The organism is Kitasatospora sp. NPDC096140, from assembly GCF_040303045.1.
Lineage (GTDB): Bacteria > Actinomycetota > Actinomycetes > Streptomycetales > Streptomycetaceae > Kitasatospora.
This window is the reverse complement of record NZ_JBEOUW010000001.1, coordinates 31,487-48,754: the sequence shown is the minus strand read 5'-3', so window position 1 is coordinate 48,754 and position 17,268 is coordinate 31,487. Positions and strand designations below refer to the sequence as shown.

Annotated in this window: 12 protein-coding genes; 4 read left to right on the top strand and 8 right to left on the bottom strand. The window is 74.4% G+C overall.

The window, feature by feature from the left end:
- Positions 1 to 99: 99 nt before the first annotated feature.
- Positions 100 to 1,506: a cation:dicarboxylate symporter family transporter gene (locus ABT048_RS00200; RefSeq protein WP_350518994.1), complete on the bottom strand. Its 1,407-nt coding sequence runs from the start codon at positions 1,504 to 1,506 to the stop codon at positions 100 to 102.
- A 153-nt stretch (positions 1,507 to 1,659) separates the two neighbouring features.
- Here ABT048_RS00200 and ABT048_RS00195 point away from each other — a divergent pair, with 153 nt between their 5' ends.
- The 4 genes from ABT048_RS00195 to ABT048_RS00180 all read left to right on the top strand — a co-directional run bounded on the left by ABT048_RS00195 (position 1,660) and on the right by ABT048_RS00180 (position 7,606).
- Entirely contained in the window at positions 1,660 to 3,621 is a 1,962-nt protein-coding gene (locus ABT048_RS00195; RefSeq protein WP_350518993.1) for a sensor histidine kinase, read from the top strand.
- Positions 3,618 to 4,343, top strand: coding sequence for a response regulator (locus ABT048_RS00190; RefSeq protein ID WP_350518992.1), 726 nt, complete (start codon positions 3,618 to 3,620; stop codon positions 4,341 to 4,343). Before ABT048_RS00195 ends, ABT048_RS00190 begins: the two co-directional genes overlap by 4 nt.
- 261 nt (positions 4,344 to 4,604) lie before the next feature.
- Positions 4,605 to 6,095 (top strand): diaminobutyrate--2-oxoglutarate transaminase family protein, encoded by a 1,491-nt coding sequence (locus tag ABT048_RS00185; protein ID WP_502893946.1) that lies wholly within the window; start codon positions 4,605 to 4,607, stop codon positions 6,093 to 6,095.
- Positions 6,096 to 6,121: 26 nt separating this feature from the next.
- Positions 6,122 to 7,606 carry a pyridoxal phosphate-dependent decarboxylase family protein gene (locus ABT048_RS00180; protein ID WP_350519266.1) on the top strand — a complete coding sequence of 495 codons (1,485 nt, stop codon included), beginning with the start codon at positions 6,122 to 6,124 and terminating at the stop codon, positions 7,604 to 7,606.
- A 95-nt stretch (positions 7,607 to 7,701) separates the two neighbouring features.
- Here the strand turns inward: ABT048_RS00180 and ABT048_RS00175 are convergent, their stop codons facing one another.
- The 7 genes from ABT048_RS00175 to ABT048_RS00145 form a co-directional block, all read right to left on the bottom strand.
- Entirely contained in the window at positions 7,702 to 8,499 is a 798-nt protein-coding gene (locus ABT048_RS00175) for an inositol monophosphatase family protein (RefSeq protein ID WP_350519265.1), read from the bottom strand.
- Between the two features lie 173 nt (positions 8,500 to 8,672).
- A complete protein-coding gene (locus tag ABT048_RS00170) occupies positions 8,673 to 9,875 on the bottom strand; it encodes a type III PLP-dependent enzyme (protein ID WP_350518991.1) in 1,203 nt (400 codons plus the stop codon).
- Entirely contained in the window at positions 9,872 to 11,773 is a 1,902-nt protein-coding gene (locus ABT048_RS00165; RefSeq protein ID WP_350518990.1) for an IucA/IucC family protein, read from the bottom strand. The genes ABT048_RS00170 and ABT048_RS00165 overlap by 4 nt, the downstream gene beginning before the upstream one ends.
- Positions 11,770 to 12,993 (bottom strand): MFS transporter, encoded by a 1,224-nt coding sequence (locus ABT048_RS00160; protein WP_350518989.1) that lies wholly within the window; start codon positions 12,991 to 12,993, stop codon positions 11,770 to 11,772. Before ABT048_RS00160 ends, ABT048_RS00165 begins: the two co-directional genes overlap by 4 nt.
- Complete coding sequence (locus ABT048_RS00155; RefSeq protein ID WP_350518988.1) at positions 12,990 to 14,879, bottom strand: IucA/IucC family protein; 1,890 nt, start codon at positions 14,877 to 14,879, stop codon at positions 12,990 to 12,992. Before ABT048_RS00155 ends, ABT048_RS00160 begins: the two co-directional genes overlap by 4 nt.
- The gene (locus tag ABT048_RS00150; RefSeq protein WP_350518987.1) at positions 14,876 to 16,102 is read right to left on the bottom strand and encodes an ATP-grasp domain-containing protein; all 1,227 of its coding nucleotides are present in this window, start codon (positions 16,100 to 16,102) and stop codon (positions 14,876 to 14,878) included. Before ABT048_RS00150 ends, ABT048_RS00155 begins: the two co-directional genes overlap by 4 nt.
- 167 nt (positions 16,103 to 16,269) lie before the next feature.
- Positions 16,270 to 17,265 (bottom strand): ABC transporter substrate-binding protein, encoded by a 996-nt coding sequence (locus ABT048_RS00145; RefSeq protein WP_350518986.1) that lies wholly within the window; start codon positions 17,263 to 17,265, stop codon positions 16,270 to 16,272.
- Positions 17,266 to 17,268: the final 3 nt, after the last annotated feature.

The window sequence follows — 17,268 nt, the reverse complement described above, 5'->3', positions numbered from 1 at the left end:
GCATCGGGGCCGAGCCGCACGGAGCGGAAGGCCCCCGGCCCGGCGCCGTTTCCGGGGGTTGGTGGGTGGCGCCGGACCGGGGGAGTGGGGCGGCCGCTGTCAGACGGCGGCGGGTTCGGCTCCCCGGGCGGGGACGGCCTCTGGGGCGTTCGCGGGTTCGCCCTCGGTCGCCGGGCTCCCGGCGCCGTGGCCGTCGACCAGGGTCAGTTCGTCGAACGGCACCTCGCCGGCCAGTACCCGGCGGGCGCGCTCGGCGTCGAGCTCGCCGGTCCAGTGGCCGATGAGGACGGTCGCGACGGCGTTGCCCGCGAAGTTGGTGAGTGCCCGGGCCTCGGACATGAAGCGGTCGATGCCGACGATCAGGCCGACCCCGTCCACCAGCGCGGGCTTGTGCGACTGCAGGCCGCCCGCGAGGGTGGCCAGGCCCGCACCGGTGACGCCGGCCGCGCCCTTGCTCGCGATCACCATGAACACCAGCAGCGAGAGCTGCTCGCCGATCGACATCGGCTTGTCCATCGCCTCGGAGATGAAGATCGAGGCCATGGTCAGGTAGATCGCGGTGCCGTCGAGGTTGAAGCTGTAGCCGGTCGGCACGGTGATGCCGACGACGGGGCGGCTGACGCCGAGGTGCTCCATCTTGGCGATCAGGCGGGGCAGGGCGCTCTCGGAGGAGGAGGTGGAGAGGATGAGCAGGAACTCGCGGCCGAGGTACTTCAGCAGCGCGAACACGTTGACCCCGGCGACCAGGCGCAGCAGCGTGCCCAGCACCACCACGACGAACAGCGCGCAGGTCAGGTAGAAGCCGATCATGATGACGGCGAGGCTCTTCAGCGCGGCCGTGCCGGTGGCCCCCACCACGGCCGCCATCGCCCCGAAGGCGCCGATCGGCGCGACCCACATGATCATCGCCATGACCCGGAAGACCAGCCGCTGCACGTGCTCGATCCCGCGCAGCACCGGGGCGCCGGCCGGTCCCATCGCCTGCAGGGCGAAGCCGGCGAGCAGGGCGACCAGCAGGGTCTGCAGCACCTTGCCCTGGGTGAGGGCGGAGAACATGGTGTCGGGGATCATCCCGAGCAGGAAGTCGGTGGTCGACTGGGCGCCGCCGGCCGCCGCCTGGGCGTGGCCGGACTTGGCGAGCGCGGCGGTCAGGTGCAGCCCGCCGCCGGGCTCCAGCAGGTTGCCGACGACCAGGCCGATGGCCAGCGCGACGGTCGACATGGCGAGGAAGTAGCCGAGCGCCAGGCCGCCGACCTTGCCGACCTTCGCCGCCTTGGTCACCGAGCCGATGCCCAGCACGATGGTGCAGAAGATCACCGGGCTGATCATCATCTTGATCAGGTTGACGAAGCCGGTGCCGACCGGCTTGAGCTCCACGGCGAAGCCGGGGGCGGCCAGCCCGACCACCACGCCCGCGATCACCGCGGCGATCACGGCGAGGTAGAGGTAGTGGGTCCGGTCCTTGCGTCTGGGTCCCCCCGCCGTTGCGGCTCCAGCGATCGACATCTGCGGCTCCTTCGCCCTGCAGTCCTGGCGGCCCCGGGTGGTGGGCCGCTCCGACTATGGGCCGGAGCGTGACGGGGGTCACGTTTGCGTTCATAGAGTTCACGGTCGACGCACCCGGGTCGCCCGCGCCGCCCGTGGTGCACACTGGCTGGCATGTCCGAGCGCACCGCCCCCACGACCTCGCGCCGTCGGCTCCCCCGGTTCCCCGTGCTCGGTCCGCTCCGGCCGTCCGGCCCCGCCCGCCGACTGCCTCGGCGGCTGCCCCGCCGACTGCCTCGGCGGCTGCCCCGCCGCCTGCCCCGGCGGCTGGTCCGCAGTCTGGCCGGGCAGCTGTTCGTCGTCCAGGTGGTGATCGTCGCCGCCGTGGTCGCGGGCGGCGCGGTGCTCGCGTACCTCTTCACCGCCGACCGGAACGAGGACGCGGCCCGCCGCGAGGTGACCGCGGTCGCCCACGCCGTCGCCGACTCGCCGTCCGTCCGGTCCGCCGTCACCGGCCCGGACCCGACCGCGGTGCTCCAGCCGTACGTCGAGCAGGTGCGGACGGACACCGGGGTCTCCTTCATCACCGTGATGGACACCGACGGCGTGCGCTGGACCCACCCGCTGCCCGAGCAGATCGGCAAGCGCTACCTCGGGCACATCGACTGGGCGCTCGCCGGGCAGACCCGCAGCGAGACGTACACCGGCACGCTCGGACCGTCGGTCCGGGTGGTCACACCGGTGTGGGACGACCGGCACCGGGTGGTCGCACTGGTCAGCGCGGGCCGCACCGTCGAGTCGATCTCCGCGCAGCTCAGCGGTCCGCTGATGGCCCTGGTCGGGGTCGCGGTGGCCGCGCTCGCGCTCGGCGGCGCCGGCACCTACCTCGCCAACTCCAGGCTGCGGCGGCACACTCACGGCATGGGGCCGGACGAGCTCAGCCACCTGTACGAGTACCACCAGGCCACGCTGCACTCGGTGCGCGAGGGGCTGGTCCTGCTCGACCGCTCGCACCGGGTCGTGCTGTGCAACGACGCCGCCCGCGAACTGCTGGGCCTGACCGGTGACTTGGACGGACGGCCGATGGCGGAGCTGGACCTGCCGGAGGCGCTGGTGGCGGCCGTCCTGGGCGAGGAGCCGGCCCGGGACGAGGTGCACCTGACCGCCGAACGGGTCGTGGTGCTCAACACCTCCATCATCGGCACCGGCCTCGGCCGGGTGGTCACCCTCCGGGATCACACCGAACTTCAGTCGCTCAGTGGCGAGTTGGACTCCGTGCGTGGCTTCACCGAGGCGCTCGGCGCCCAGGCGCACGAGGCTGCCAACCGGCTGCACGCGGTCGTCTCGCTGATCGAACTCGGCCGCCACGAACAGGCGGTGGAGTTCGCCACCGCCGAACTCGAACTGGCCCAGCAGCTCACCGACCGGGTGGTCGCGGCGGTGAGCGAGCCGGTACTGGCCGCGCTGCTGCTCGGCAAGGCCGCCCAAGCCGCCGAGCGGGGCGTGGAGTTGACCCTCACCGAGGACAGCAGGATCGACGACGGGGTGCTCCCGCCCGGGCTCTCCGCCCGGGACCTGATCACCGTGCTCGGCAACCTGGTCGACAACGCCGTGGACGCCGCCATCGCCGGGGCCGCGCAGAGCATCGCCCCGCCGGAGGTGACCGTCACGGCGCGGATCGAGCGCGGCGGAGCCCCGGGCGCCGGCGCCGGTGCGGTTTCTGCGGCTTCCCGTGCGGGCGCGGGCTCCGGCGTGGGAGCGGGCGCAGGCTCCGGCATGGGTACGGGTTCCGGCGTGAGCGGGGAGGGCGACTGCCTGCTGCTGCGGGTCGCCGACACCGGCGCGGGCATCGACCCCTCGGCCGTCGAGGACGTGTTCCGGCGCGGGTGGAGCACCAAGCAGGACGGCCGCGGGCACGGCCTCGGCCTGGCGCTGGTGGCCCAGGCCGCCCGGCGCAACGGCGGCACCGTCGAGGTCGGGCGCGAGCGTGGCGCGGTGCTGACGGTCCGGCTGCCGCTGGCAGGCCGGCCGCAGGACCGGCAGGAGCCGGGGGAACGCGCGGAACCGGGGGAGCCGGTGGAATGCGGAGAGCGGCGGGAGCCGGGAGGCCGCGAGCCCGAGGAGGCCCTGGCATGACCCGGTACCGTGGAGCGGATCCCGCGGGGATCTCCGTGCTGGTCGTCGAGGACGACCCGGTGGCGGCCGCCGCGCACACCCTGTACGTCGAGCGCGAACCCGGCTTCCGCGCCGTCGGCACCGTCCACAGCTGCGCCGACGCGCTGCGCTTCCTGGACCGGGCTCGCGCCGCCGGGACCCCCGTCGACCTCACCCTCCTCGACCTCTACCTGCCGGACGGCCACGGGCTGCAGCTGTGCCGCACGCTGCGCGCCGCCGGCCACACCACCGACGTCATCGCGGTGACCTCGGCGCGCGACCTCGCGATGGTCCGGCAGGCGGTCTCGGCCGGGGTCGTGCAGTACCTGCTGAAACCGTTCAGCGCCGCCGCCCTGCACGACCGGCTGGAGCGCTACGCCCGGTACCGGGACAGCCTCGGGCGGACCGGCGAGGCCACCGGGCAGGACGAGGTCGACCAGGCGCTCGCCCTGCTTCGGACCCCCGAGCGCAGCGCCCTGCCGAAGGGGCTGAGCGCGCCCACCCTGGACACCGTCGCCTCGGTGCTCAGGGAGGCCGCGACCGGGCTGTCGGCGGCGGCCGCCGGAACCGCCGCCGGGGTCTCGCGGATCACTGCGCGGCGCTACCTGGAGCACCTGGTGGACACCGGGCGGGCGGTGCGGGAGCCGCAGTACGGCAACGTCGGGCGGCCGGAGCTGTGCTACCGCTGGAAGGCGAAGCCGTGACGGCGGTGGCGGTGGCGGTGGCGGGCGACGGGGATGCGCGACGGGAGACGGGCGACGGGCGACGGGCGCCGGCGATTCCCGGAACGGGGCGCGTGACCTTTCGGCGCGACGCTCGTTGGAGGGACCGGGGGCTCGGCGGAGGATGTGGAGCGGTATCGGGGGGAAGTTCACCCGCTCGGGTGGTTCTCGGTGCCCTGCGGGCATTCCGCCAGGTCGAGAGCGATAAAGTTAGGCTTACCTAACTTCTCCTGGGGGTCTGTCGTGTCGCTCGCTGCCGTACCTGCCCAGGCCGCCTCCGGAACCCCGGCCCCGGCCGCCGGTGAGGCCATCCTGCGTCGCCAGCGCGTCCGCGAGTCCGCCGCCAGAACGTACGCCCGCTCCTTCCCGATCGTCCCGGTCCGTGCCAACGGCATGACCGTCGAGGGCGCCGACGGGCGGCGCTACCTGGACTGCCTCTCCGGCGCCGGCACGCTCGCCCTCGGCCACAACCACCCGGTGGTGCTGGAGGCCATCCGCCGCACCCTCGACAGCGGCGCCCCGCTGCACCTGCTCGACCTCGCCACCGCGGAGAAGGACGACTTCACCAGCGCGCTGTTCGACAGCCTCCCGGCCGGGTTCGCGAGCCGCGCCCGGGTGCACTTCTGCGGTCCGGCCGGCACGGACGCCATCGAGGCCGCGCTCAAACTGATGCAGACCGCGACCGGCCGCACCGGCGCGCTCGCCTTCACCGGCGGGTACCACGGCATGACCGCCGGCGCCCTCGCGCTCACCGGCAACGTCGCCGTCAAGGAGCCGCTGCCGAGCGGCGGCGAGGTCGTCCGGCTGCCCTACCCGTACGGCTACCGCTGCCCGTTCGGGGTCGGCGGCGACGCGGGTGCCGATCTCGCCGCCACCTACGTCGAGCGATTGCTGGACGACCCGTCGGGCGGCGTGGTGCCCCCCGCCGCGATGGTCCTGGAGGCCGTCCAGGGCGAGGGCGGCGTCGTCCCCGCGCCCGACGGCTGGCTGCGAGCGATGCGCCGGATCACCGCCGAACGCGGCATCCCGCTGATCGTGGACGAGGTGCAGACCGGGGTCGGCCGCACCGGCGCGATGTGGGCGATCGAGCACAGCGGCATCGTCCCGGACGCGATGGTGCTCTCCAAGGCCATCGGCGGCAGCCTGCCGCTCGCCGTCGTCGTCTACCGCGAGGACTACGACGGCTGGCGCCCCGGCGCCCACACCGGCACCTTCCGCGGCAACACCCTCGCCATGGCCGCCGGGGCGGCGACCCTCCGCTACGTCGCGGCGCACGGGCTGGCCGAGCGGGCGGCCGTCGTCGGCGACCGGATGGCGGCCCGGCTGCGCGACCTCGCGGGCGAACTGCCGGTGATCGGCGACGTGCGCGGCCGGGGGCTGATGCTCGGCGTCGAACTGGTCGACCCGACGGCCGAGCCCGACGCCTGCGGGGCCCGGCCGGCCGATCCGGCGCTCGCCGTACGGGTGCGGGAGGCGTGCCTGGCGCGCGGTCTGATCGTCGAACTCGGCGGGCGCCACGACGCGGTGCTGCGGCTGCTCCCGCCGCTCACCGTCACGGACGAGCAGGTGGCGGCCGTGCTGGAGCGGCTCGCCGACGCGATCGCGTTCGTGTCCGGGTCCGAGCGCGGGGCCGGGGCCGGGTCCGTGTCCGGGTCCGTGTCCGGGTCCGCTGCCCCGCCGTCAGCGTCGGCTGCGGGGCCGGCTGCGGGCGGTGCGTGGCGGGCGGAGCGGTGAGCGGCCCCGGGCCCGGTCCGATCGGCATGCCGGGGGGCGAGGTCGCGTCGGACGCCCTGGCCGGCGGCGCAGCCGGGCCCGGGGCGCTCGGGCCACTGCTGGCCACCGTCCTCGACGCGCTCGACACGGGCATCGCCATGCGCTCCGGACCGCTGCCGGCCGGCAGCCCCGCCGAGATCGCCGCACTGGTCGCCGACGCCCTGGCCACCACCGCCGGCCGCGGCGCGCTCGCCCGGCTCACCGAACTCCTCGCCTACGGAGCCGCCGACCCCGCCGACCCGGCCTGCGCCGCCCACCTGCACTGCCCGCCGCTCGCCGTCGCCGCCGCGGCCGACCTCGCGGTGAGCGCCCTCAACCCGTCGCAGGACTCCTGGGACCAGGCCCCCGCCGCCACGGCGCTGGAGACCGCGCTGCTCGCCGAACTCGCCGGGCTGGTCGGCTACGACCCGCAGCGCTCCGCCGGGGTCCTCACCTCCGGCGGCACCGAGTCCAACCTGATGGGGCTCATGCTGGCGCGCGACCAGAAGCTCGACGGCATCGTGGAGCTGGACGGGATCCCGGAGGGCGTCCGGCCGTGCATCCTCGCCTCCGAGGCCGCGCACTTCTCCGTCCAGCGCGCCGCCGCACTCCTCGGGCTCGGCGAGCGGGCCGTCCTCACCGTGCCAGTCGACCGGCAACTCCGGATGCGGGAGGAGGAGTTGGAGCGGTCCCTGGCGGAGGCCAGCTGGGCCGGGCGGACCCCGATCGCCGTCGTCGCCACCGCCGGGACCACCGACACCGGAGCCGTCGACCCGCTGGCCGCCGCCGCCGACCTCGCCCGCCGCTACGGTGCCTGGCTGCACGTCGACGCCGCGTACGGCGGCGGGGCGCTGCTCTCCGACCGGCTGGCCCCGCTGCTCGACGGCATCGCCCGCGCCGACTCGGTCTCCCTCGACTGGCACAAGCTCGGCTGGCAGCCGGCCGCCGCCGGAGTCTTCCTGGTGCGTCGCGCCGAGACGTACGTCTCGCTCGCCCGCCGCGCCGAGTACCTCAACCCGGTCGACGACGAGCAGGCCGGCTACCCGAGCCTGCTCGGCCGCTCCCTGCGCACCACCCGCCGAGCCGACGCCTTCAAACTCGCCGTCACCCTGCGCACCCTCGGTCGCGACGGCCTCGGCCGCCTCGTCGACGCCTGTCACGACCTTGCCCGCGCTGCCGCCGACGCCGTCCGTGCCGACCCCTCCCTGGAACTGCACGCCGACCCCGTCCTCACCACCGTCCTCTTCCGCTACCGTCCGCCGGGCGTGACGGACGGGGCGGCGCTGGACGAGATGAACGGTCGGCTGCGGCGGCTGCTGCTGCGCAGCGGCCGGGCGGTGGTCGGGCGTACCGAGTTGCCGGGGGACGGGCCGGGGCGGGTGCGGCTGAAGCTGACGCTGCTGAACCCGCACACGACGGTGGGGGAGGTCGGAACGCTGCTGCGCGAGGTGGTGGGGGCGGGCCGCAAGGTGGCGGGGGAGCGGGCGGGCTAGCGCGGCGCCCCCCGGGGCGCCGTACGGAAGCGCCGCGCGGGCCCGTGCGGGCGTCGCGCGGGCCCGTACGGCGATGGTCGGGCGCGCCGGGCGGGTCAGAGGCCCAGGAGGACCTTGTGGGCGAGCTCCCAGGTGTGGGGGTCGGCTGCGACCAGGAGGCCGTCCTCGCAGCCGGGGGCCTCGGGGCGGTACGGGGTGCCGTCCAGGCGGGCGGAGACGCCGCCGGCCTCGGTGACGAGGAGCGAGCCGGGGGCGTGGTCCCAGGGGAGGGTACGCCAGTAGAGGAGGAAGTCGAAGCGGCCCTCGATCACGTCGGGGTACTCGATTCCGGCGGCGTGCCGCCCGGGGGAGACCTCGCCGAAGGCCGTGGCGTTGGCCATCAGGTGGCGGCGGTGCTCGGGGTCCAGGAAGCGGCTCTTCACCGAACCGCGCAGCTCGGCGGCGTCCCGCGGTGCCGGCGGGCGGGTGAGGCGCTCGCCGTCGCGCCAGGCGCCGGCGCCCAGTTCGGCGCGGTAGGCGGTGGCGGTGGCGGGCTGCCAGATCCAGGAGGCCACGGTGCGGCCGCTGCGGACGAGGGAGCACATCACGGCGTACTCGGGGCGGCCGGCGACGAAGTTGGCGGTGCCGTCGACCGGGTCGACCAGCCAGGCGGCGGGTTCGTCGTGGAGTGCCCGGGCGAGTGAGGGGTCGGCGGCGACGGCCTCCTCGCCGACCACGGGGACCGGCAGCAGCTCGTGCAGGCGGCGGGCGATGATGGCCTCGGCCTCGCGGTCGGCGATCGTCACGACCTCGCCGGGCGCCTTCTCCATCACCTCGCCGGCGGCCAGCGCCCGGAAGCGCGGCTCCACCGCCTCGGCCGATGCCTCGGCGAGTATCTCCGCCACCTTGTCCATCAGCACGTTCGCGCTCCCTTCGCTGAGTACCACTCTCCCACGAGAGCGGGAAGAGGGCGGCGGCGGACGGGGGCGTGGAGCGGCTGACGGCCGACAGATGACAACCGACAGATGACAGCTGACAGATTTCGAAATCTGTCAGCTGTCATCTGTCATCTGTTCGTTGTCCTTGGTCACCCGCCCAGGTAGTGGAAGCCCGGGCGAGGGTGCATCAGGAACTCGTGGTGCGAGATGTTCCAGGCGTACGCGCCCGCCATGGCGAACAGCACGCGGTCCGCCGCCCGCAGCCCCGCCGCGCCGTCGGCCGCGCGGGCGAGGACGTCCTTCGGGGTGCAGAGCTGCCCGGCCAGGGTGGCGCGGCCGGTGGTCACGGCGGGGCGCGGCCACGGGTGCGGCCACAGGTCCACCGGGAGCACCGCGAAGGGCTGGGAGTGCCCCCGGGTCACCGGGGTTCGCAGGTGGTGGGTGCCGCCACGGACCACCGCGAAGTCCTCGCCGTGGCTCCGCTTCACGTCCAGCACCTCGGTCGCGTACCAGCCGCAGTGGGCGGTCAGCGCCCGGCCCGGTTCGATCCGCAGGGTGAGCGCGGGGTGGGCGTCGAGCAGTCCGGCCAGCCCCTCGCCGAAGGCCTTCCAGTCGAATCGCGCGGCCGGGTCCTCGTAGTCCACGGCCATCCCGCCGCCGATGTTGACCTCGTCGAGCGGGAAGCCGTGCCGTTCGGCGAGCGCGGCCGACCAGGCGACGATCTGCGCAGCGACCGACAGCTGCTCCGCCGCGTCGAGGCCGCTCGCCAGGTGGGCGTGCACGCCGCGCAGGCGCAGCTGCCGCCCCAGCGGGCCGCCGCCGGTGAGCAGGCGGACGCACTCCTCGGCCTGCTCCGGGTCCAGGCCGAACGGCGTGGGCCGTCCGCCCATCGCGAGCGGCACCGCGTCGAGCGCGTCCGTGGTGACCGCCAGGTTGACCCGCAGCAGCACGTCCACGACCGCCCCCGGCTGGTCCGCGAGCACAGCGGCGAGCCGGTGCAGCTCCTGCTCGCTCTCCACGTGCCAGCGGTGCACCCCGGCCGTCACCGCGGCGGCGATCTCGGCCGGGGTCTTGCCCGGCCCGCCGAAGGCCAGCGGCGCGTCCGGCACGGCGGCCCGAACGTGCGCCAACTCGCCGCCGCTGGAGACCTCGTAGCCGTCGACCGCGTCGCGCAGCGCGGTGAGCAGCGGCGTCTCCGGGTTGGCCTTGGCGGCGTAGTACAGCTCGACCCGCTCGGGCAGCGCGGCCCGGACGGCGGCGGCGTGCTCGCGCAGCGCGGCCAGGTCGTAGACGTAGGCGGGCAGTTCGTCGGACGCGAGGGCGGCGACGTGGCTGCGGACGGTCTCGGTCATCGGGCGGTGCTCCCGGCGTGAAGGCGGACGGGCATGCGGGCGGCCTCGGCGAGGACGGAGCCGGCCAGCGGGGAGGGCAGCCGGACGTAGCCGGCCTCGCGGTCGGCCTTGCGCTCCCAGCGGGTCAGCAGGTTGGCCTTGGCGGGTAGCGGGACACCGGCGAGCAGGGCGCGCAGCCGGGGCGGGCAGCCGTGGGCGGCGGCGTACTCCTCCAGGGCGTCCCGGACGGCCTGCCACAGCGCGCACTCCAGCTCGGGGTGGCGGTCCGCGAGGGCGGCGAGCAGCTCGGAGACGTGGTTGACCAGCAGGCAGTAGACCACGCGGTCCCAGCCGCGCTCGGCGTCGTACGTCATCGGGCCGGCCACCTCGGGCGGGAGGGCGGCGAGGATGTCGGCGTTGTGCTCGGGGACGAGCTTGGTGCCTTCCAGGTCGCGGAAGAGCACCTGGACGGGGTGCCCGGTGGCGTCCACGCCGACGAGCACGTTCTGCAGGTGGGGCTCCAGCACCACGCCGTGGTCGAAGTAGGCGGCCAGGACCGGCGGGACGAGCAGCCGCAGGTAGGCGCGCCACCAGTCGAGCGCCGCCGCGCCGTCCGCGCCGCCGCCCGAACCGGCCTCCAGCAGGCGGGAGATGTGCGCGGAGCTGGTCGGGTGTTCGTCGGCGACGGCGGCCGCGAGCAGCGGGGTGGTGCCGGGGCGCAGCACGCCGGCGAAGCCCTCGCGGACGATCAGGCCGAAGCCCTCGTACAGCGCCCGGTCGGGGTGGCCGTCGGCGCCGGGCAGGGCGAGGGTGCGGAAGGCCGGTTCGCGGAGCATCGCCGTGTCGGGGAAGCGCCGGGCGAGGTCGGCGAGCGCCGGTGCGAGCAGCCGGGTGAGCGCGACGGCGCCGGTGAGTTCGTAAGCGGCGTTCTTGCGCAGGCAGTTGGTGATGCGCACGTTGAGGCTGAACTTCAGGAAGGCGCCGGCGCCGTGCAGGGTGCGCACCGAGGCGGTGGCGGTGAAGCGCTCGCCGCGCGGGCCGAGGTCGAGGACGTCGCCCCTGGCCATGGCGTTGCGCAACAGCGGGTGGTCGCCGATGAGTTGGTACTGCCAGGGGTGGGTGGGCAGCAGCCGGTAGCCGTCCGGCACCTCGCCGAGACCGTCGAGCAGGGCGGTGGCGCTCCCGTCCAGCGACTCCTCGGCCAGCAGCTCGGCACGGACCGCGAGGTGGCGCAGCCGGAAGTCGGCGCGGGACTCCGGGGCGTAGCGGCGCCAGTCGCCGCGGGCGGCGGAACGGGACTTGGGGGCCGGGTGGAAGCGGTGGCCGAACAGCAGGGCCTGTTCGGACTCCAGGTAGCGGTCGGCTCCGGCGGCCGGGCGGCGCTCCAGGCCCTGGCGGACGCCGTCGTGGCTGGACGCCACCTGGGCGAGGAACTCCTCGTTGACCGTGCCGGTGCGCAGCTCCAGTTCGTCCCGGACGTACTCGGCCAGCTCCGGCCAGCCCAACACGGCCCATTCGCCGTCCCGTTGGACCTCGACGGGCCCGGTGAAGCGGTGCGCGCCGAGCAGCGAGGTGCGGCGCAGGGCGACCCGCAGCAGGGCGCCGCGGCGGGGCAGGCGCAGCAGCAGGCGGCCGCCGTCGGCGGCGGTCTGGTGCTCGGGGCCGGAGACCTCGCGCAGCAGGCAGTTCAGCAGGGTGTGGGCCACCACCTCGTCGGAGGTGGGCAGTTCGTGGTTCACGGGCTCGCGCGGGTTGGGCTCGCGGGCCGGCTGGCCGGCGGACGTCCGTACGGCAGTGGTCCGTTCGGCAGTGGTCTGCGCGTCCGTCGTCTGCCTCGTGGTCGTCTGTCCGATGGTCGTCTGCCCGGTGGTCGGCTGCGCGCTGGTCGGCTGCGCGGTGGTCATCTGCTCGGCGGTCATCGGCGACTCCAGCGCTGGCGGAGGGACGGGAGGGTGAGGGCGGTGGCCGCGACGGCGGCCAGCAGGGCGGCGGCGGTTCCGGCCACCACGGGGGCGGCGGCACCGAACCGTCCGTTGGCCAGCGCGGCGACGGCGCCGGCGGCGACGGCGCCACCCTTCGAGACGAGTTCGAGGGTGCCGAACATCCGGCCGGGCGGGCGCCCCTTGGCGGCGCCGGCGGCGAGCACGGCGAGGCAGACGAGGCCCAGGGTGAGCCCGGCCCCGAGCAGCAGCCGGACGGCGATGAACACGGGCAGCGAGTACGCGACGGTGTGCCCGGCCAGGCCGAGCGCGACGAAGCCGAAGCCGAGCGCGATGCCGGTGTGCGGACGGGAGTCGAACGCCCGGTGGGTGCGGGAGGCGAACACCAGGTAGCACAGGTGCGGCAGGGCGAAGAGCACGCCGGTGGTGGTGCCGTCCACGCCGGGCAGGCGCTGCTCGGCGAGGGCGATGAGGTAAGGGAAGGAGATGACCGTCGCGAAGACGAAGACGAACTCGAAGGCGTAGAGCGTCAGGAGCGGCGCCGAGGCGGTCTTCGCGGACGCCCGGCCCGTGGCGGCTTCGGGGGCCTCGGGGAGCGTCGGCTCGGGCAGCAGCGAGAGGAACACCGCTGCGGTGAGCGGGAGTACGGCCATCACCAGATACTGGCGGTGCGGGTCGATCCACGGGGAGAGCGCCCCGACCATGATCGGCGCGGCCACCAGGGCCGCCCGTGCGCTGCCCTGCATCAGGGTGAGCGCACGGGAGAGCCGACTGCCGTCGAGTGCGGCTGCCAGGTAGCCGTTGGTGGCCGCGAAGGTGCCGCCGAGGAAGCCCTGGAGGACCAGTGCGAGGGTGAAGGCGGGCAGGCTGTCGGCGGCGCCGGCGAGCAGGAAGGAGACGGTCAGCCCGAGTTGGGCGCGCAGCAGCAGCCGCTTGCGGCCGAAGCGGTCGGCCAGTCGGCCCCACAGCGGCGCGCCGAGCCCGCTGAACACCGTCGGCACGATGTACAGGACGCCCGCCCAGCGGGCCTGCGGGTCGCCGAGACCGGGCAGGATCGCGGTGAGGTACGGCGGCAGGCCGAGCGCGGCGAAGGAGGCGACGAAGTAGCAGGCCGCGACGGCGTGCACCTGGCGTCGACCGAGCCCTTCGGGGTGCGCGGCCGCGGGCTGCGAGTGCTGCGGGAGCGCCTCCACGGTCATCGGGCGGTCCCGTTGCCGTGCGCGGTGCCGCGTCCTGGGTCGGGTGCGGGGCTGTGTGCGGAGCTGTGCGCTGGACCGAGTGCGGGACTGTGCACGGGGCTGCGTGCGGCGTCGCGCAGGTAGTTCGGGCCGGTGGTGTAGTGCTTGTTGATGTCGGCGGCGCCCGAGCGCTGCTTGCTGAGCAGTGTCCCGGCGGTGACCATGGCCTTGACCGGAAGGCGCTCGGCGTCCAGCAGGGCCGTCCGCAGCGGCTCGCCCACCGGCCCCAGCCGCTCCACGGCTTCCGCCGTGCGCTTGCGCAACAGCGTGAGGACGTCCGTGAGTTCGGCCCGGCCGTGGTCGGCGAGACCGAAGGCGACGGAGCCGGTGCACAGGTGACCGGTGATGGTGGCGAAGAGGTCGACCAGGGCCCGGTCGTCCTCGCAGAAGATCCGCGCATCGTCGAACTCGTCCACGGAAGGGGCGAGTTCGCCGAGGGCGGCGGTCATCCGGGCGGTGTGCACGCGCGGGCCGTCGTCGTCCTTGTAGAGCAGCCGCAGACCGTCCCCGTCGAGCACCAGCGAGGTGTTCTGCTGGTGCGACTCCAGGGCGATGCCGTAGCCGAACAGCGTGGTCTGCCAGTCCAGCAGCAGCTCCAGCAGGGCGTCGTAGCAGGCCAGGACGGAGCCATCGTGGTAGCGGTCGGCGAGGTGGTCGATGACCAGGCGGCCGTCGGGTGCGGGGGCCAGCAGGGCGGCCAGCGGGACGGTGGTGGCCCGCTCCAGCCCCGCCGGGTAGCGGCGCAGCAGGACGGCCAGCAGCTCGTGACCGGCGTGCGCCCAGGTCTGCTCGTCGGCGTGCAGGATCCGGCCGGCGAACCGCGGCTCGCGCTCCAGCACGGCCTCGACCAGCCGCTGGCCGGCCGCGCCGTCGAGCAGTGTCCCGGGCTTGATGGTGCGGCGGTTGAGCCGGCCCAGGGTGGCGGTGGCGAGCGGGAGCTTGAGGTGGCACCCGGGGTCGTCGGCGACGGCGACGGTGCGCATGGACAGGGTCGGGACGACGGTCAGGTACGGCCGGTCGGCGAGCACTGCGCGGTCGGTCAGGCCGGTGGCCGCCAGCGCCTCGTCCAGCGGCGCGCCGACGGTGAGCGGGTGGACCGGCAGGGTGGCCCAGCCGTCGCCGGGGCACCGGTCGGCGAGGCCGAGCCAGGCCGGTGTGGGCCACCAGCTGGGCAGGGGACGTTCGCCGTGGACGGTCAGCGCGTCGGTCGGCACGGCCAGCCAGCGCAGTTCGAAGGCCGGGTGGAACTCGGGTGCGTGGGCGCGTAGTTGGGGCTCGGTGAGCCCGGAGCGGCCGCGTGCTGTCGGGTAGACCGGATGGTCGATGTGAGCGGCCAGGGTGTCGTGGCCGAGGGCGGCGGCGGGGCCGGTCCAGTCGGCCGGGTCGGGGCCGTACAGATCGGTCAGCCGGTCGTGCACCTCGGTGCGGACCCGCTCGTGCAGTTCCATGGTGGCGAGGGTCTGGCGGCACTCCTCGGCGAAGGCCGCCCAGCCGGGCCGGTCCTCGGCCTCGGCCAGTTCGGCGAGCGCCGCCACGACGGTGTCCGGGCCGGTGATCCGACGTCCGTCGAGCTCCAGCAGCGGCAGCCGGGCGGCGTACTCGCACTGGAAGCCCTCCGGGGCCACCGGCAGGGCGAGCCGAGCTTCGGGGACGGTCAGCCAGGGGCCGTCCGGACGGGTCTCGACGGTGCCTCGGCTGCGCAGGCCGAGGACGTCCTCGCGCAGCAGGGCGGACAGCACCCGCAGGGTGAGCTGCTGGGTGGCGGTGGCCGTGGCCGCGGCGGCCGTGTTGGTGGCCGTGGTGGCTGCGGGGCGGGTCTCGGCTGTCGGCCGGTCTCCGGGGGTCATGGGGTGATTTCCCAGCGGTTGGCGGCGAGGAAGCGGGCGACTGCGGTGTCCACGGCACCCTGGTCGGTGCCGACGGCCCAGATGACGCCCAGGTAGTCGCGGTTGGTGCGGTAGAGCTCGTGACGTTCGCCGAGCGGGCGCAGCGGTCGGTAGGCGAGCCGGACGCCGTCGCGCTCCTCGTCGTACGGGCCGGGGGCGGCGGTGAGGACACCGGCGCGGTCGGCGCAGACCAGCTCGTTGCGGGCCCGGCGGAGGGTGGCGGCGCACCTCTCCGTCAGGTCGGCGGGCAGCTCGTGACCGAGGTGGACGCCGAGGACGAGCTCGAACAGCGGTATGTCGAGGATTTCGGCGAGCATCAGGTCGCACTGGTCGCCGATGGCACGGTAGTTGACCTCGATGATCCGGGCGCGGCCGTCCGGTTGCAGCACGAACTCGGTGTGGCAGACACCGAACCCGACGCCGAGTGCGTCGAGTTGGGCGAGCACCTGGTCGACCACGGGCTGCGGGTGGGCCGGGACGAAGGTGAGCAGCTCCTCGATGAAGTCCGGCGGCGGGGAGATCCGGGTGCGGAAACCGCCGAGGACGTGGCGACGGTGGCCGTCGCCGAGGGTCTCCAGGGTGTACAGCTGCCCGTCCAGGAACTCCTCGACCACCAGGGTGGCGCCGGCCCTGCGGTGCTGGATCTCCTTGCAGCGGGCGAGGAGTTCCGCGGTGTCGGTGACCAGGGTGACGTCCTCGCTGGCCACGCCCTCCCGGGGCTTGACCACGCAGGGGAACGGCGGGTCCAGCTCGGCCGGGTCCTGCCCGGGGGCCAACTCGGCGGACCAGACGGTGTCCTGGCCGGTCAGTGCGAGGTGGCGGCGCAGCTGGCCCTTGTCCTTGGCGCGCAGCGCGGCCTTCCAGTCCTTGGCGGGGAGGCCGAAGTACTCGGCGGCCAGGGCGGTCTGGGTCTGCAGGTGGTCGCTGTTGCTGAAGACCGCGTCGGGTGCGTGGCCCGGGGAGGACAGGGTGAGACGGGAGATCAGGCTGACCACGGCGCGGAAGTCGCGCACGTCGCACTCCAGGATCTCCGGTGCGGAGAAGGGGAGCGCGGCGTAGGCCTGCCGGTGGGGGTCGGCGCAGTCGGTGAGGACGGTGACGTCGAGCCCGAGCCGGGCGGCGGCGGGCAGGAAGCCGGTGGTGACCGAGTCGGTGGGGTTCAGGGCGAGCAGGTAGAGCCGCATGGGGGTCCTCAGGGGATGGCGGAGGCAGGTGGGCGGACAGCTGACAGCCGACAACTTTCGAAATCTGTCAGTTGTCAGCTGTCGGCTGTCAGTCGTCGGTTGTCATCCGTTCGCCGACATTCGCCGGACGACGGCCGCGACGGCGAACGGGATGACGACCGGGACGGCTACTTGGGCGCGTCCACGCCCGCGGCCTTGGCGATGTCGACGAGCATCGCGTCGGCGGCCTGGACACCGATGCCGGACATCCAGGTCTCGTCCGGGACGTTGAACACCTTGTTGTTCTTGACGGCGTTCAGGCCCTGCCAGACCGGGGTCTGCTGGACCTCGCTCTCCTTGGTCTTGGTCGGGTCGTCGGCGGTGGTGACGAACACCAGGTCGGCGTCCGCCTGGTTGATCTGCTCGGCGCTGACCTCGATGATGTTCTGGTCTACGTCCTGCGCGGCCGGGCGGGTCAGGCCGACGTCCTTGAGCACCACACCGCTGTAGGAGGACTTGGCGTACAGGCGGGTCGGGCCGGCCACGAAGCGGACCACCGACGCGGTCGGCATGGTCCCGTTGAACTTGGTCCGGATCTCCTCGCCGAGCTTCTTCGCCCGCGCCTCGTAGTCGGCGAGCGCCTTCTTCGCCTCGTCCTCCTTGCCGAGCGCCTGGGCGTACAGCGCCAGGTTCTCCTTCCACGGGAACCCGGTGGTCTCGGCCAGGACGGTCGGGGCGATCGCGTTCAGCTGGGAGTACACCTTGGCGTGCCGGACCTTGGAGGAGAGGATCAGGTCGGGCTTGAGGGAGGCGATCAGCTCCAGGTTCGGCTCGTTCATCGGGCCGACGTCCTTGGTGTCCTTGATCTTGTCCTTGAGGTAGTTCGGGAACCCGCCCTCGGTCTTCATGTGCGGGGACACCGCGCCGACCGGCGTGATGCCGAGCAGCGTGACGTCGTCCAGCTCGCCGCTGTCGAGGACGACGACGCGCTTCGGCTGGCTCTTGAGCTCGGCCGTGCCCGCCGCGTGCTTGACGCTGCGCGGGAAGCCGGCGGCGGTGCCGGCCGAGGCGGCGGACGCGGAGTCGCCGCCCGACTTCGCACCGTCCCCGCTGCTGCCGCAGGCGGCGAGCAGGGTGGTCGAGAGGGCGACGGCGAGGACGGCGACGGGGAGTCGGCGGTTCATCAG

Bases quoted from the DNA above. Each gene is read 5' to 3' on its own strand.
- ABT048_RS00190 (WP_350518992.1), top strand. From the start codon at position 3,618: ATGACCCGGTACCGTGGAGCGGATCCCGCGGGGATCTCCGTGCTGGTC.
- ABT048_RS00150 (WP_350518987.1), bottom strand. From the start codon at position 16,102: ATGCGGCTCTACCTGCTCGCCCTGAACCCCACCGACTCGGTCACCACC.
- ABT048_RS00175 (WP_350519265.1), bottom strand. From the start codon at position 8,499: ATGGACAAGGTGGCGGAGATACTCGCCGAGGCATCGGCCGAGGCGGTG.
- ABT048_RS00180 (WP_350519266.1), top strand. From the start codon at position 6,122: ATGCCGGGGGGCGAGGTCGCGTCGGACGCCCTGGCCGGCGGCGCAGCC.
- ABT048_RS00170 (WP_350518991.1), bottom strand. From the start codon at position 9,875: ATGACCGAGACCGTCCGCAGCCACGTCGCCGCCCTCGCGTCCGACGAA.
- ABT048_RS00165 (WP_350518990.1), bottom strand. From the start codon at position 11,773: ATGACCGCCGAGCAGATGACCACCGCGCAGCCGACCAGCGCGCAGCCG.
- ABT048_RS00200 (WP_350518994.1), bottom strand. From the start codon at position 1,506: ATGTCGATCGCTGGAGCCGCAACGGCGGGGGGACCCAGACGCAAGGAC.
- ABT048_RS00160 (WP_350518989.1), bottom strand. From the start codon at position 12,993: ATGACCGTGGAGGCGCTCCCGCAGCACTCGCAGCCCGCGGCCGCGCAC.
- ABT048_RS00155 (WP_350518988.1), bottom strand. From the start codon at position 14,879: ATGACCCCCGGAGACCGGCCGACAGCCGAGACCCGCCCCGCAGCCACC.
- ABT048_RS00145 (WP_350518986.1), bottom strand. From the start codon at position 17,265: ATGAACCGCCGACTCCCCGTCGCCGTCCTCGCCGTCGCCCTCTCGACC.
- ABT048_RS00195 (WP_350518993.1), top strand. From the start codon at position 1,660: ATGTCCGAGCGCACCGCCCCCACGACCTCGCGCCGTCGGCTCCCCCGG.